The sequence below is a fragment of the Pueribacillus sp. YX66 genome, assembly GCF_041725775.1.
Lineage (GTDB): Bacteria > Bacillota > Bacilli > Bacillales > UBA6769 > Pueribacillus.
This window is the reverse complement of record NZ_JBEUEL010000018.1, coordinates 43,173-57,559: the sequence shown is the minus strand read 5'-3', so window position 1 is coordinate 57,559 and position 14,387 is coordinate 43,173. Positions and strand designations below refer to the sequence as shown.

17 protein-coding genes are annotated in these 14,387 nt (G+C 35.8%); 8 read left to right on the top strand and 9 right to left on the bottom strand.

Translation table 11 applies throughout. The features are described from left to right. Nucleotides 1-72 precede the first annotated feature (72 nt). The 4 genes from ABU914_RS09500 to ABU914_RS09485 form a co-directional block, all read right to left on the bottom strand. Complete coding sequence (locus ABU914_RS09500; protein ID WP_379669492.1) at nt 73-1,872, bottom strand: putative bifunctional diguanylate cyclase/phosphodiesterase; 1,800 nt, start codon at nt 1,870-1,872, stop codon at nt 73-75. Nucleotides 1,873-2,060: 188 nt separating this feature from the next. Next, nucleotides 2,061-2,780, bottom strand: a complete 720-nt coding sequence (locus ABU914_RS09495) for an EcsC family protein (RefSeq protein ID WP_379669491.1) — start codon at nt 2,778-2,780, stop codon at nt 2,061-2,063. Continuing rightward, the gene (locus ABU914_RS09490) at nt 2,777-3,997 is read right to left on the bottom strand and encodes an ABC transporter permease (protein ID WP_379669490.1); all 1,221 of its coding nucleotides are present in this window, start codon (nt 3,995-3,997) and stop codon (nt 2,777-2,779) included. Before ABU914_RS09490 ends, ABU914_RS09495 begins: the two co-directional genes overlap by 4 nt. Continuing rightward, complete coding sequence (locus tag ABU914_RS09485) at nt 3,994-4,737, bottom strand: ABC transporter ATP-binding protein (RefSeq protein WP_379669489.1); 744 nt, start codon at nt 4,735-4,737, stop codon at nt 3,994-3,996. Before ABU914_RS09485 ends, ABU914_RS09490 begins: the two co-directional genes overlap by 4 nt. A 123-nt stretch (nt 4,738-4,860) precedes the next feature. Here ABU914_RS09485 and ABU914_RS09480 point away from each other — a divergent pair, with 123 nt between their 5' ends. The 3 genes from ABU914_RS09480 (at nt 4,861) to ABU914_RS09470 (ending at nt 8,194) form a co-directional block, all read left to right on the top strand. Continuing rightward, the gene (locus ABU914_RS09480; protein WP_379669494.1) at nt 4,861-5,289 is read left to right on the top strand and encodes an HIT family protein; all 429 of its coding nucleotides are present in this window, start codon (nt 4,861-4,863) and stop codon (nt 5,287-5,289) included. 278 nt (nt 5,290-5,567) lie between these two features. Beyond that, nucleotides 5,568-6,644, top strand: a complete 1,077-nt coding sequence (serC, locus tag ABU914_RS09475; RefSeq protein WP_379669488.1) for a 3-phosphoserine/phosphohydroxythreonine transaminase — start codon at nt 5,568-5,570, stop codon at nt 6,642-6,644. A 1,022-nt stretch (nt 6,645-7,666) separates the two neighbouring features. Further along, the gene (locus ABU914_RS09470) at nt 7,667-8,194 is read left to right on the top strand and encodes a tryptophan transporter (protein WP_379669487.1); all 528 of its coding nucleotides are present in this window, start codon (nt 7,667-7,669) and stop codon (nt 8,192-8,194) included. A gap of 17 nt (nt 8,195-8,211) precedes the next feature. Here ABU914_RS09470 and ABU914_RS09465 read toward each other — a convergent pair whose 3' ends face one another. From ABU914_RS09465 to ABU914_RS09455, 3 genes are all read right to left on the bottom strand, one after another. Then, nucleotides 8,212-8,631 (bottom strand): thiol-disulfide oxidoreductase DCC family protein, encoded by a 420-nt coding sequence (locus tag ABU914_RS09465; RefSeq protein ID WP_379669486.1) that lies wholly within the window; start codon nt 8,629-8,631, stop codon nt 8,212-8,214. A 73-nt stretch (nt 8,632-8,704) separates the two neighbouring features. Then, a complete protein-coding gene (locus ABU914_RS09460) occupies nt 8,705-8,944 on the bottom strand; it encodes a ferredoxin family protein (protein ID WP_379669485.1) in 240 nt (79 codons plus the stop codon). A 400-nt stretch (nt 8,945-9,344) separates the two neighbouring features. Next, nucleotides 9,345-10,463 carry a glycerate kinase gene (locus tag ABU914_RS09455; RefSeq protein WP_379669484.1) on the bottom strand — a complete coding sequence of 373 codons (1,119 nt, stop codon included), beginning with the start codon at nt 10,461-10,463 and terminating at the stop codon, nt 9,345-9,347. A gap of 254 nt (nt 10,464-10,717) precedes the next feature. Between ABU914_RS09455 and ABU914_RS09450 the strand changes: the two genes are divergently transcribed. Continuing rightward, on the top strand, nt 10,718-11,077 hold the full coding sequence (locus tag ABU914_RS09450) for a YtxH domain-containing protein (protein WP_379669483.1): 360 nt from the start codon (nt 10,718-10,720) through the stop codon (nt 11,075-11,077). 134 nt (nt 11,078-11,211) lie between these two features. Then, complete coding sequence (locus ABU914_RS09445; protein ID WP_379669482.1) at nt 11,212-11,793, top strand: HTH-type transcriptional regulator Hpr; 582 nt, start codon at nt 11,212-11,214, stop codon at nt 11,791-11,793. Between the two features lie 196 nt (nt 11,794-11,989). Here ABU914_RS09445 and ABU914_RS09440 read toward each other — a convergent pair whose 3' ends face one another. Beyond that, nucleotides 11,990-12,562: a YpmS family protein gene (locus ABU914_RS09440; RefSeq protein ID WP_379669481.1), complete on the bottom strand. Its 573-nt coding sequence runs from the start codon at nt 12,560-12,562 to the stop codon at nt 11,990-11,992. A gap of 73 nt (nt 12,563-12,635) precedes the next feature. Between ABU914_RS09440 and ABU914_RS09435 the strand changes: the two genes are divergently transcribed. From ABU914_RS09435 to ABU914_RS09425, 3 genes are all read left to right on the top strand, one after another. Then, on the top strand, nt 12,636-12,821 hold the full coding sequence (locus tag ABU914_RS09435; RefSeq protein ID WP_379669480.1) for a hypothetical protein: 186 nt from the start codon (nt 12,636-12,638) through the stop codon (nt 12,819-12,821). 195 nt (nt 12,822-13,016) lie between these two features. Continuing rightward, complete coding sequence (locus tag ABU914_RS09430) at nt 13,017-13,958, top strand: peptidyl-prolyl cis-trans isomerase (RefSeq protein WP_379669479.1); 942 nt, start codon at nt 13,017-13,019, stop codon at nt 13,956-13,958. Then, nucleotides 13,945-14,094, top strand: coding sequence for a hypothetical protein (locus tag ABU914_RS09425; protein WP_379669478.1), 150 nt, complete (start codon nt 13,945-13,947; stop codon nt 14,092-14,094). Before ABU914_RS09430 ends, ABU914_RS09425 begins: the two co-directional genes overlap by 14 nt. Nucleotides 14,095-14,103: 9 nt before the next feature. Here the strand turns inward: ABU914_RS09425 and ABU914_RS09420 are convergent, their stop codons facing one another. Further along, nucleotides 14,104-14,370: a sporulation YhaL family protein gene (locus ABU914_RS09420; protein WP_379669477.1), complete on the bottom strand. Its 267-nt coding sequence runs from the start codon at nt 14,368-14,370 to the stop codon at nt 14,104-14,106. Nucleotides 14,371-14,387 lie beyond the last annotated feature (17 nt).

The following is a 14,387-nucleotide window of genomic DNA, read 5'->3' as shown; positions in this document are numbered from 1 at the left end:
ACCTTCTGACATTTTTTGTATAGTTGTTAAGGTTGCTTAAGCACCATTATATTGACAGTTCAAGTGAGAGCCCTATCGACTTACACAAAATTCTTGACGGTACCATACGTCAATTTCAATCGCCAATCTTTCGGTTAATTCAAGTTCTAAATAATCGGAATGTAACTCTGTCTCTTCTAATGTTTTTTTAATTTTCTCAGTTATGTCTGTCTGATAAAATTGTCGAAACGAAAAGTTGACTGCCATTTTTAATGACGGATCTATGCTATGCCAAGCTTTTAGTTGCTTACAAGCAGTTTGAATGACCCAATCTCCAATTGGGACGATAAGACCCGTTTCTTCAGCTAGTGGAATGAATTCGCTCGGCGATATAAATCCTCGCTCACGATGATTCCAACGTAACAACGCTTCAAACCCATAAATTTTTCCAGTTGTTAACTCGATTTTCGGCTGATAAACAAGTGACAATTCTTTATTTTCTAATGCTTTTTGCAGGTCATTTTCAAGCAACAATTTATTGTAACGCTTACTTCTCATTTCAGGCTTATAAAATAAATGTGGGATTCCATTTAGCCTTGCTTCATCTAACGCCGCTTTCGCATTATCAAGCAACAGTTCAGATTGGTTTCCATCAATCGGAAAAATCGTAATCCCTACCGAAATATTAATCATCAACTCTAAATTTCTCGTTTTAAAAGGCTTGTCAAAAATGATACCAATTTGATTGCATACGGCGTGTAACTCTTTTTCAGTTTTCGCATTTGGCATTAATACAGCCATGTAGTCTCCTGTCATTCTTGCTAAAAAATATTGATTCGACAATGACTGTTCTAAGCGCTGTGCGATTAACTTTAAGATTTCATTCGTCAATGCTTGACCGAGAGAATTATTAATTTTTTGTAACTGGTGAATTTCAAACATAATAATTCCAAACGATTTTCGCTGTTGAATAAATTGCGCCAGTTTATCGTTGAAGTGGCGAAAATTAGGCAGCCCTGTCACATCATCATAAAAAGTATGCTGTTTTAACTTTATTTGTAACTCTCTTTGCATTTGAAACGGACGTTTTACAGAAGTGATGTATAAAGCATAACCGAAAAATAGAAATCCAAATGCCTTTAAAAGATGTCCAACAAAATTTTTTATATCATGAACATCATTATAGTGCGTAAACATCCATCCGGAAACGATTAAATAAAATAACGACAACACGATCGCTAAACTAAATTTATCTAATCGATTATAAGTTTTCACGAATAACACGATCATTATAACGTATAAAAACATCATTAAGTATTCAAATCCATTGTTTAAACTCGTCGTCCCAACATTGGCGACATAGAGGATCGGCAAATGCGGAGAATATATATAAATAAATGCAATCCACGTAAGCGAATAGACGAAAGAACTTATATATACAAATGTACGTTTTTCCCATAGTGAATGCTTTAATTCCGTTTTCGGAAAAGTCAAAATAACAAATAAACCAACCGCTTGTGTTATTCTAGCAGCAATCCAAAACCACATCGAAACATGGTTCGAGCTTTCCATAATAAAATGTGGCATTCCTATAAGCGCCATTATATGGAAAAAGCCTAATATTCCGATTGAAAGGAATAATGCGCCAATATAAATTCCAGTTCTTCTAAATGTATAAGGGTAAATAACCAACGCTTGAAAAGCAATCATGAACGAAACGATTACACATACTATTTCAAGCATAAAATGAATCATAATGTAGTTCTCTTGTTCATAAAACGGAGACGATAGATTTTGAAAAAGAAAAACGAGCCCAATTAAGAAAATCGGAATAAAAAAGAGAAGGAATATTAAAAACCTTTCTCTCTCATTTAGGCCAGACAATAATAACATACTCCGTCCCCCTTTATTGATAACAATCATGTCGAACTGCAATCATTTACTAATACTAAATTCGCATAAATATTAGGGACTAGGGACTTTACATTCTCTTTTGTCTAATTAGTCAGAATTATTGATAGAGATGACGAAGGAACTGTGAAAATTATACCATAGATTGTCAACTCTTGTCTTTTTTATTTTTATTTATTAAAAATTCTAAGTCGATAGCCTTGAATAGCCGTTTCACCTAGTTCATCTAATAACTTAAAATTCGCCCAAGCACCTACAATCGCTCCAAATCCAGGAATAAGCTGCAAAAGCTTCACGAGATCAATATGGTCTCGGTACTCTTGCTGCCACGTTTGCCAATCGAATGGTTCAGTATGTAAGAGCGAACTCGTTTCACGCCAGTTTTTCACTTTTTCGTACACTTCGATTCGTTTTTTATCACTCGAATAAGCGAGTTGAAAAAGCAGTAAAATATACACCCGCTCTCCGTAGTTTTTAACATTGAATCCGTATAAACTTGCTACTTCAAATAGAAATTTCATTTTAATGCTAAGGAGCAATGGAAAGTCTACAGCCCCTAGCAATAAACCGCCTGCACCGGTTCCTGCCCCTTCGATCGAAGCCATTCGTTGATACACTTTTATTTTTTCTTTTACCTTTTGCTCTCGCTCTTCAAGCGAAATGTCAAGAAGAGGCTGCGGATTGGTCGTGTATTCTGAGCCTAATAGGACGGCTTTCACCATCTGTTTCATACTTGATGTTATTATGTCGTGAATTCGCTCAGGTATTTTATTATTTATTTTCGTTTGGATTGATTTCATATATCGATTCATTAGACGGTTCTTTTTATAAATTTTTCGTTCCCAAGCTTTGAATTCAGCTTGTGCTTTCATCTCATAATCCATCATCATTCGGTTCCCATCTCTTTTTTAATTGATTGCTTTACATAAAGGTATATCATGAAAACCGTTGCAAAAAACAGAAGAACAGCATGTACGAATGACACACCAGTAATGAAAATGATGACCGCAAATAGCAAGCTTTCAATAATGAGCAACGATAAAATTACGTTTTGAAACGCTTGAACGTACGTATATTGAGCAATTGGATATAACGTAAGCAAGTCACGATCGGAAAAATGACGTACAAGCGGGCTCAGTTGAACTGCCGTCATGTACAAAAAGAGAACCATACCTAACAGCTTTCCATACTCATAAGGCAGAAAGGCGAGTACAAGTAATCCGATCACGAGTAAGCGAATATAAATACCGAAATATTGTCTTGAACGGAAAAAAGCGTTGATATAGAGTACGTATGGAACAGAAGATGGCTCATGACGCAAAAACAAAGTGAATAGCTGTGTCCACCTTCTCGTTTTTACTCGTTGTGTTAATGCTGGAACATCAACAAACGCATTCACAAACTTATAAAACCGAGTCGCAAGTTCTTCCTCTCGCTCGAGCAGTCGTTCCCACTTTATACGATGTTCCTGAGCGATTGTTTTTGAAACGTAAAATAAAAAAACAATCATAATCCCACCGACAATTACTATGTAACGGATGTCAGCACCGATTAAAACTAAATAAACGAGCAGCAACGTGGCAAAAACTCGCAGCACTGTATCCCTCATAATCGCTCGGTCAGAATTCAATTTTAACGCATGCCAATGAACGAATACATTCCACACTTTAATAAGCATAAAAATCAAAATAATCATCGTGTATGGATATGAAGAATCGTCCATTCGAACAGCATAAAGAGGGGCTAAAATGATTGAAATCAGAAACGTAACGACCATTTGTAAGATGATGTTATAACAAAGAGCTGACGTAAAAAATCCTTTCATTCGTTCCTCTGCTGGAAGTAAGTACACAAGATCCGCCCGTTTCAAAAATGTCCGTATGTTTGTTTTCGTGAGCACGAACGTCATAATGACTGCAATCAAAACTAAGACGGGAAATGGTTCAGGGATTTGCTTAATCAACAAGCTATAATAGTAACTTCCAAAAATAAGCGAAAAAATAAACGAAAAAAGCAGGCCGCTGTTCGCAATAAGGCGCATATAACGAACAAACACATTCAAAAATGCTTGAAATCGTTCATACCATAGCTTGCGACTGTTCATCATGAAAAAGCTCCTTGCGCCACTTCGAGATAAATGTCATCAAGACTTGCAGCCGACATATTCGCTTTTTCCCTTAACTCATTCAACGTCCCTTGTAAAACAATCTTTCCTTCATGAAGAATAATTATGCGGTCACAATATTTTTCTGCGGTCGCTAAAATGTGCGTTGACATGAGAATCCCTGCACCTTGCTCCCTAAACTCGACCATCCAGTTTAAAAATGATTGAATGGCGATCGGATCAAGTCCAACAAACGGTTCGTCAACGACATACAAATTCGGTTCAACTAAAAGTGCGCACATAATCATCACTTTTTGCCGCATTCCTTTTGAAAATTCATTCGGAAACCAATGTTTCATCTTTTCCATCCGAAATTCTTGTAATAGTTTCTCTGTTCGACGATTAAATGTTTCCTCATCCACGCTATAAGCCATTGCTGTCAACTTCATATGTTCCCATAGTGTTAATTCCTCATACAATTGAGGGGTTTCTGGGATATATGTAAACTGACTTCTGTATTCATCTGGTGCTTCTACACATGTCTTTCCCCGAATTGTAATCGTTCCAGATGTCGGCTCCATTAACCCAAGTATATGCTTAATTGTCGTACTTTTCCCTGCACCATTTAAACCGATAAGGCCAACAATTTCACCTGAATGAACGTTAAATGAAATGTTATGTAATACGGGCCGAGTCATCGTATAGCCACCCGTTACGTCTCGTAACTCTAATAGTTTTTCCAACGCGAATGTCCTTTCTTTTTTAAGATTACATCTAGTTTAACGTCTTTTTATTACATTTGCACGGCTTGGCTTATACATTATAATAGAAATAAAACAAATGAACCGAAAGGATGATAACGGTTGATACACGATCAAAATTGCGTTTTTTGTAAAATTGTGGCGGGGGAAATTCCAGCAGCGAAAGTGTATGAGGATGAGCATGTTCTTGCTTTTCTTGATATTAGCCAAGTGACAGAAGGACACACACTTGTCATTCCAAAAAAACACGAAAAAGATGTGTACGAACTTTCTGAAGCGTCCGCAAAACATGTCTATCAAGTAGTTCCAAAGATTGCGAAAGCGATTAAAAAACAGTTTCAACCCGTCGGGTTAAACTTACTTAATAACAATGAGGCTCCAGCTGGGCAATCCGTATTTCATTATCACGTCCATCTCTTGCCACGCTACGGAAATGAAGATGGTTTCGGTGCAATCTGGAAAACGAATAATGATAAATATACACCAGAACAATTGAATGAAATTGCAAATCATATTTCAGACGGTATAAACTAATCACATTAGTCTGTTCTGTCAGACGGATCGTTAATTGCTAAGCTTGTGCTCATCCATTTTGTAACTCGAATAGAAAAAGTCATAAGAGGATGAGTGAGTCGAGAAACGAAACCGTCTGCTCCCTATCCGGGAGTCTTTTTTTTATACTCGACTAGTGGTAAAATATGAACATAAAGATATTTTTTTGTTATTTTGTTCGGAATTAGGCTTTAATTTGCTCTAACTTCTTTTTAAAATATGAAAAAAGTATAAAAATCACGATCTAAGGAGTGTACAAAATGGAGAGAAGCTATAATTTTAACGCGGGACCGACTGCACTTCCCCTTGACGTGTTAAAACAAGCACAAAGTGAACTCGTCAATTTTAAAAACAGTGGCATGTCAGTGATGGAAATGAGTCACCGCAGTAAAGAGTATGAAGACGTGCATAACCATGCGCAAGAGTTGCTAAGAGAGTTGTTGAACATCCCTGACAATTATGATGTTTTGTTTCTTCAAGGAGGAGCGAGCCTACAATTTACGATGGTTCCGATGAATTTCCTTGGAAATGGTGTCGGCAGTTATGTTATGACAGGTTCTTGGTCAAAAAAAGCGTTAAAAGAAGCGCAAAAGCTTGGAAAAACAAGTATTGCGGCAACGAGTGAAAATACAAATTTTGACCGCATCCCATCTTTAGGTGAAATAAAAATAGATAAACATGCTGCATACGTTCACATTACATCAAATAATACGATTTACGGGACACAATGGCATGAATTCCCACAAATGAACCAAAATCTTATCGCCGACATGTCAAGTGATATTTTGTGCCGACCACTAGATGTAACTAAATTTAAACTCATCTATGCTGGAGCACAAAAAAATCTTGGTCCTTCGGGTGTCACTGTTGTCATTGCGGAAAAAGAATTTTTAGAAACAGGGCAACCTAACTTGCCGACGATGCTCGACTACCGTACACATAGCAAAAATAATTCCTTATTTAATACACCGCCTAGCTTTGCGATTTATATGCTTTCTCTCGTGCTTGAATGGGTGAAACATCATGGTGGTGCCGAAGCTATTGAAAAAGTAAATAACGAAAAAGCAAACCTACTCTATGACGTCATTGATCATAGCAACGGTTTTTACAACGGGCATGCTCAAAAAGACAGCCGCTCGATTATGAACGTGACATTTACATTACCGAACGAAAAATTAACGAAACAATTTTTAGCAGAATCAAAAGAAAAAGGCTTTGTCGGTTTAAATGGTCATCGTTCAGTCGGAGGTTGCCGTGCTTCAATTTACAATGCGGTTCCATTACAATCCGTTGAAAGATTACGCGAGTTTATGCTCGAATTTATGAAAAAAGCGTAAGGCGCTAAGTTAAAGATACAAAAAGGCATTAGGCATCCGGATAAAGGATGCCTATTTCTGTATGTTCAAGCAAGCTAATTGTGAAGTAAAGGTTTTTATATTATAAAAAGGCTGAAGGAAATATCAAAAAACTTTTTACCCCAAAAATCAAGGCTTTTGTTGTTGGTTTAAAGGGGTAACAAGCAAAAATTGAAAATCTTACCCCATTGAAAAAGGAGTCAAAAAAGGAACCTCTATAGTGTAAAATAGTAATAACAAAAAACCAAAACACCAAAAAGGAAGTCCCTTGTATGGCAATTATATCACTAATGAGTCTGTTTTCATGAAATGAAATTGAAGAACTTGGCGATTTAAAATGATTACATCTTGTACTCGAATTTATACCGGATGAAGAACTCATGAGAATCCTAGTAAAGGAACGCTAAAACGGTCGGGATGATTATCCGGTTAGAGCAATGTGGAATAGTGAGAAACTTCGTCGAGAACTAGCAAGCAATCCGTATTCCACTGTCAGAAGATTGCGGGATATTCACAGTTACAAATGAGAAAAAGAATATAACAAACGAACAACTGTAGAACGAGTCAACAGTCGATTGGATGTGTCTTTTGGATTTGAGCTTCATACAATCTGAGGTATGAACAAAATAAAAGTCCGTTTCGGCTTAGTCTTTTGTGTGATGTTAGCGATGGCATTAGGTAGAACATAAGAAGTCTTATAAAGATTGCTTAAAAGATAGTCACAATGGAAAAGTCATCTTTTAAAAAGACCCACATGTGGACAACGGGAGAAGTAGACCCTTTATAAAGAATATTATCCATTTAATGTGAATTTCCTTTCAACTAGAAAAATCGAAAAGAAATCAAAGTAAACATAACGTTTTTACTCAAGGGAATTAGGACACTCTCGACATAAGAAAAACAACAAAGCAAAAAGCATATTCAAGAAAAAAACGTTGTCTCAGGTTAAAAATATGATATAATAAGTCAAAAATATGAGTGAGTTGAGAAGAGGAGAGTTGAGATTGAAAACAAAAAATTTAGTATTAATTGCAATGTTATTAGGTATGGGGACCGTTTTATCGTTAATTTTAGCAATTACAAATTTCGGTATGCGACCAGATGTCCTCTTAGTAATGATGTTCATTACGATTTTATTGTTTCCTGATGTCAAGCACGTTTTACTTATTGGGTTGTTAACTGGCTTTTTATCAGGTATCATTTCCTCGTTTCCAGGTGGGCTTATTCCGAACATTATCGATAAGTTTATTACAGCATTTATCTGCTTAGCGCTTGTCGCTGTTCTGCAAAAAGTTAAAAATTCGGTATTAAAAGCTAGTATCCTATCTGTAATCGGAACAGTAGTAAGTGGTGTCGTTTTTTTAGGCTCAGCCCTTATCATCGTTGGCTTACCCGCACCATTCTTAGTTCTTTTTTCTACCGTTGTTTTGCCAGCAATTGCATTAAATACAATTCTCACTATCATTGTATACCCAATCGTTCAATCTGTTATGAAACGGTCAAACTTTGAACCAATTCAAAAATCAGTCTAATTTAAAAAATGCATGACTTACTCACTGAAGGGTAAGTCTTTTTTGTTGTCTAAAAACCTTTTCTCGAGATCCTTTGTTGGCAGCATACAACTCTCACGTGTACCGAACCACCTATAACGATAGGTCGCAATTAAACGATAGAAAAGATCACGTATCGGGCGTGGAATGAATAGAAATAAACGAAACAGCTTCCATGCCCCAGTTATGTTTTTAGCTACACGTAAAGCCGCCTCAGATTTCATATAGCTTTTTCCATCTTCAATTAATATAAAACTATTCACATCTTCGGATATCGAATATTTCCTTATTAACTGTTGCCCAACTTCACTTTGTAGGGAAGCAAATTGAAACTGTTCTTTCGGATCTCGTTTTATAATAAATTGAACACTTCCGCTACACAGATTACATACTCCATCAAATAAAACAATTCTTTTCACGTTCTTCCACTTCTTTCAAAACAAAAGTAAAAATGCCTTACATACATTGTAAGACATTTCCTTTGCTAAACCATTATGAAATTCCGAAAAATTCCTCGGCTTTTCTGAGAAACTTTTCTTCTTCTGGAGTTGCATCATATTCCTCAATAATCGCATCGACAGGGCAAACAGCAACACACGCCCCACAATCAATGCAGATTTCTGGGTTAATAAAGTATTGGTCTTCTCCTTCTTCTATACAATCAACCGGACAAACGTCTACACATTCCCCAGCTTTTTCACCGATACATGGTTCAATAATGACAAAAGCCACGTGAGTTCACACCTTTCTTTCTTGCAATGATCATTTTAATTTTACCACCTCTTATTCTTGTAAACAAATGAAATGTGTGTTAATTTTTTAGTCGAAAAAGAGTGAACATTTTGAAATGGGAATGTGCGACATTCCATTTGTGTAAATTGTCACTTTCTTTTTCTATGTAATAAAGGTCTCGTTCGCTGACAATAGAATGCTTAGAAAACATCTCGATTGAATTACAAATTGTTAACAATTCGACAAATTTGACTTTCCGCAACGTCTGCAAATAAAGCTTTACTTGTAGCTCAACAAGTCGGAATGTTCTAATCATATTATTCTGCATCTCTATAAATTCACAAACATGCTGCATAACTGAATAGGCAACAACTTCAAATCAATCTTCAACCTACAGTTATCACGATAGCATTCTTGCTATATTACGTGTCTGTTGAAAAATTAATTCTTTCGCATCGTTCATTGCCTCTTCAAGTGGCATCGGTTTGTTTATAATCGAGAAGCAAGCTTCAAAATACTCATACAACGATTCATAGCCTTTTCCTAAACTTCCCGAGATTAATAATGCTTTTACATTGTATTCCTTAGCCAATTTAGCAATATAAACGGGTACTTTTCCGTACATCGTTTGTTCATCGCTTTTTCCCTCGCCTGTAATGACCCATTGTGCACCTTTCATCGCTTCCTTCAAACCGATTGTATGTGCGACAAGTTCAGCTCCTGATTGCAAACGTGAACCGAGAAGCATAAACGCGAAGCCTAATCCCCCTGCTGCTCCAGCTCCTTCTTTATTCTGATAGGATTGATTAAACTCCGTTTCGATAAGGTTCGCATAATTTTTCATCGCATTATCAAGCTGCTGCATTTGCAATTCTGTTGCTCCTTTTTGTGCTCCGAATACATAAGTTGCACCTTTTGTTCCACATAATGGATTCATGACATCACTTGCGATGACAAAGTCACTTTTATTTAAGAGAGGATGTAATCGACTTACATCAATCTTTTTTAGTTTCATTAAAGATGCACCAAATGGTGGAACTTCCCACCCATATTCATCTAGAAATAACCCGCCAAGTGCTTGAAGCATACCTAATCCGCCATCGTTCGTTGCACTTCCGCCGAGACCGATGATGAACTTTCGATACCCTCGCTCTAATGCGTGAACAATCACTTCACCGATCCCGTATGTTGTTGTATTCAGTGGATTTCGTTTTGACGGACTCACTTGCATTAGTCCAGCTATCTTCGCAATTTCAATGACTACTGTTTTGCCATCTCCTAACACGCCATACTCGGTATAGATTTTATTTCCTAACGGTCCGCTTACAACAGCTTCAACTAATCGACCTTTTGTCGCATATACTAAAGTATCAAGAATCCCTTCCCCACCATCAGCCATCGGGTACATATTAACTTGAACATTAGGCATCTCTTTTAAAATCGCTTCTTTTATCGTCTTACTAACCTCAAGGGCTGACAAACTCTCTTTAAAAGAATCGGGCGCAACAAGTATGTTCATATCGATCACCCTTTGTTCTTATATTACATCTATTATATAAAAATCTCGCTCTTTGGCGAGCCCATAAGTGTAAATCTTAACGAACAAAAATAGAAACATGTGAAGGAAAATTTTTTAATGGCATACTATAATATAAAATAGGGAATAAAACTTTTGTTGAACGGGAAAGGATTTTATCAAGAAGGATAGAAATATTACTAAAATGACCGATTTATATTATTATTAGAATAAACTGAACCTAGGAGGAATGTTCGATGTCTAAATTCCAACAATACACCGCAGGATTTCTCGTTGGCTCATTAGCTGGTAGTTTAATCGTTCTCTTTAGCACACCTCGTTCTGGGAAAGAATTGCGTGCTCGATTTACAACAGCTAAAAACAAACTTAAAAATACGTCCAATCAATTGAAATCCGATGTTTCATCTTTAAAAAATAACATCGTTCAACTTCAAACGGAAAGTACTAAAGCGCTGAAAACAGTCGGTAACGATTTAAAAGACGCTATTACAAATTGGAAAGAAGAAACCAATCCTGTTATTCAATCGTTAAAAACCGATATTGAAGCACTTAAAGAAAAGGCTGAACAAACAGCGAAAGAATTGAACCGAAGATAAGCGAAATGCAGAGAGTACTCTCTGCTTTCGTTAAGGTTTTTAAAAAATTTGAATTTTTCGCTTTATTATTTTTTATTTTACTGGCATAATAAAAAGAAAGATTGCTATATTCATTTTGAAAGTGGGGGATATTTTTGGAAAAGGTAGAACAGTCTTTAACGAAAAAAGACACGATTATGTATAGCTACAAAATTGTTCAATTAAGTAAGGCCCTATGGAAAATGGTTGAAAAAGATTGGCAACAATGGATCAAACCGTTTGGCTTGAACATTAATGAGCATCACATCCTATGGATTGCTCATTATTTAGAGGGGGCTACGATTTCAGATATTTCTAAGTTCGGTGTTATGCACGTTTCAACTGCATTTAACTTTTCAAAAAAGTTAGAAGAACGTGGCTATTTAACGTTTTCGAAAAAAGACAATGACAAACGAAACACGTACGTTTATTTAACCAAAGAAGGAAAAAATTTACTCGTTGAAACGTTTAATAGCTATTTACCACAAAACGATTCTATCTTGAAAGGAAGTTTACCGCTTCGTAATCTCTATGGCAAGTTTCCTGAATTTCCTGAACTTTTTAGCATTCTTCGTGAAATCTACGGTCAAGAATTTACCCAATTGTTTGAAGCTTCATTCGAGCAAGCATACAATGCATTAACTGAAGCAGAACAGCAATCTCTTCAAATGAAAGAAAATAAAGAACCAACTTTTTAAAGCAATCAAAGATGAAAAGGTAAACGACTTCGAATCATTTTTCTAAATTATAATCGTTCAGTTATTCTTTTCTCTTTTTCATCTCACTTCGTATCCTTATACCCGAAGTACCTCTTCATCTTTAAATAGCTTTTCAATCAACAATTGAAACATATTGATTTTTCATGCATAATTATTGTTAATGCATGAGGTGTTTTCATAATGGCTCATAGATTTCAAATGAAAGTTCGTCATTTTTTAAATCCAGTGAGTTTACTTTTACGTGTAAATTATCGCTCACTTCAATTTCATGCAGCGCAATGTAAATGACGCCATCATTTGGTTGGACAATGACCCATTTTGGCAAATTTGCGCTTGATCGGATAAATTCCAACACTTGCTTACTCGGAATTGGCATTTCTCCGATATAAAAAGATTGTTGTTTTAATAACAAATTTCCGTTTTTTTGTACGTCTGGTTGCATTTGCATTCGAAAACTTAACTTTCTATCGAATACAGTAATATAGCCATTTACATTAACAAGTTCATCTAATTCAACCGTAAAATCGATATGATTACGGTCATACTTTATCGTCTCAAGCTGCGATTGAATTAAATAATTTAACCGTTCCTTTGACGTTTCAATTAAGAATATCGATTCACCATCAACGGTCGGTGGTTCTATCAGTAAATCATTTTCATTACCTTTTGAAAGCAAAATTAAAACAACGATGACTAGACTTAAAACGATAGCTGCTAGACTAAAGAAAGCAACCTTCCATCGATTCATCATATCTCACCTGCTAATATAATAAAACATATATAACATTTTTAGTAGCCAATTGCTTTTAGGGGGATTTATTATGAGCTTTTTTACGTTATTTATAGTATTTGCCATCTCCATGCTTTTTCTTTTTAATTCCATGACAAATGCTCTTTGTCTAAATCGTAATATACCGGAAGAACGGCAACCAAAGGTGTTTCGATGGATCAACATACTGATCACAATACTACTTATTTCCTCTTATGTTGAAATTTTATTCACATAATAAGCGTTCCAAGCAAATAAAAACGAAAATATACGAAAAACAACCACATTAAAACTAAAATGAATGTATTTTATTGTAAAAACACTTAAATACGAATGTTGTAAATTCTTTCATTTTTACTTCAAATTATGCTTTTTTATCTATCCCTATGATATACTAACTACTATGCAAATTTAAGATGTAGGAGTGTGACGAATGAAAAAATATGTTCTAGCGATCATCGCAACCGTTGCCCTATTTAGTCTAGCAGCTTGCGGAAATAAAAATACCGTTGTTGAAACAGATGCAGGTAATGTAACGAAAGATGAACTATACGATGCAATGAAATCTCAATACGGAGATGCGATGGTTCAGCAGCTCGTTGAAAAAAAATTACTTGAAAAGAAATACGATGTTACTGATAAAGAAGTTGAAAAAGAGTTAGAAAAAATCAAAGAACCTTTCGAATCAGATGAAGAGTTTGATATGGCATTAATGCAAAGCGGCTTTGAATCTGCCGATCAGTTAAAAGAAGAAATACGTATGAACTTGCTTAGACAAAAAGCTACGACGGATGGAATTGAAGTAACAGATGAAAAACTGAAAGAGTTTTATGATGAAAATAAAGATATGTTCGTTGAAGTAGAAGCGAGACATATTTTAGTCGAAGATGAGAAAAAAGCAAAAGAAGTTAAAGAAAAACTAGATAATGGTGCTAAGTTTGAAGAGCTTGTCAAAGAGTACTCAACCGATTCAGGGAGTGTTCCTGAAGGTGGAAGTGTAGGCACAGTTAAACATGATTCACAACTCGTTCCTGAATTTATTGAAGCTGCTCTTCAACTGAAAGAAGGCGAAGTTAGTGAACCCGTACAATCTTCTTTCGGATATCACATCATTAAAGCAGACAAACGGACAGACAAAACGTTTGAAGATAGTAAAGATGACGTTGAGGAAAAATACTTACAAGAAAACGCTAGACCGTATGAAGAAGTTCGTAACGAGCTATTGAAAGAAGCAAACATTAAAGTAAACGACAAACAGTTTAAAGACCTTTTCAAAGTTGAAGATGAAGAAGAGAATGATGATGAACAAGATAATGAACAAGAAAGTAAACAAGATGGCGATGACGACGAAGTAAAAGATAATGAAGACAAATAATAGGAACCCGCGTAAACGATTAGAAACAATTGTTTGCGCGGGTCCTATTCCTATTTATCCACAAGTTCAAGAATTTGGAACGTGGATTCGTTTTTTTTCACGTGTTATTTTACAAGTAAACCGTACTAAAAAATGAATCTATGCTTTACTGAACTTCTTTTCTTCTTTTTCGTTCCTCTTCCATTCGATCTAAAAACACTTGACCTTCTCGTTCGATGTGCTCATAGTCTGCACGTTTATCTTCGAGAACACCCTCAATCACCTTGTATCCACTAAAAACAATCCCGGCAATAATAAAATATCCCCACGCTGGAACAGTTGCTAAAAAGCTTAACATTACACCAACCCAGCCCATCAAATGAAAAAAGAAATATAAAACAACGATTAGAAAAAACAACCAAACCGCACGCATGCAATCCCTCCGTCCTC

Coding starts and splice junctions, on each gene's coding strand:
- ABU914_RS09500 (WP_379669492.1), bottom strand. CDS start 1,872: ATGTTATTATTGTCTGGCCTAAATGAGAGAGAAAGGTTTTTAATATTC.
- ABU914_RS09495 (WP_379669491.1), bottom strand. CDS start 2,780: ATGATGATGGATTATGAGATGAAAGCACAAGCTGAATTCAAAGCTTGG.
- ABU914_RS09490 (WP_379669490.1), bottom strand. CDS start 3,997: ATGATGAACAGTCGCAAGCTATGGTATGAACGATTTCAAGCATTTTTG.
- serC (WP_379669488.1), top strand. CDS start 5,568: ATGGAGAGAAGCTATAATTTTAACGCGGGACCGACTGCACTTCCCCTT.
- ABU914_RS09455 (WP_379669484.1), bottom strand. CDS start 10,463: ATGAACATACTTGTTGCGCCCGATTCTTTTAAAGAGAGTTTGTCAGCC.
- ABU914_RS09450 (WP_379669483.1), top strand. CDS start 10,718: ATGTCTAAATTCCAACAATACACCGCAGGATTTCTCGTTGGCTCATTA.
- ABU914_RS09440 (WP_379669481.1), bottom strand. CDS start 12,562: ATGAATCGATGGAAGGTTGCTTTCTTTAGTCTAGCAGCTATCGTTTTA.
- ABU914_RS09435 (WP_379669480.1), top strand. CDS start 12,636: ATGAGCTTTTTTACGTTATTTATAGTATTTGCCATCTCCATGCTTTTT.
- ABU914_RS09430 (WP_379669479.1), top strand. CDS start 13,017: ATGAAAAAATATGTTCTAGCGATCATCGCAACCGTTGCCCTATTTAGT.
- ABU914_RS09425 (WP_379669478.1), top strand. CDS start 13,945: ATGAAGACAAATAATAGGAACCCGCGTAAACGATTAGAAACAATTGTT.
- ABU914_RS09420 (WP_379669477.1), bottom strand. CDS start 14,370: ATGCGTGCGGTTTGGTTGTTTTTTCTAATCGTTGTTTTATATTTCTTT.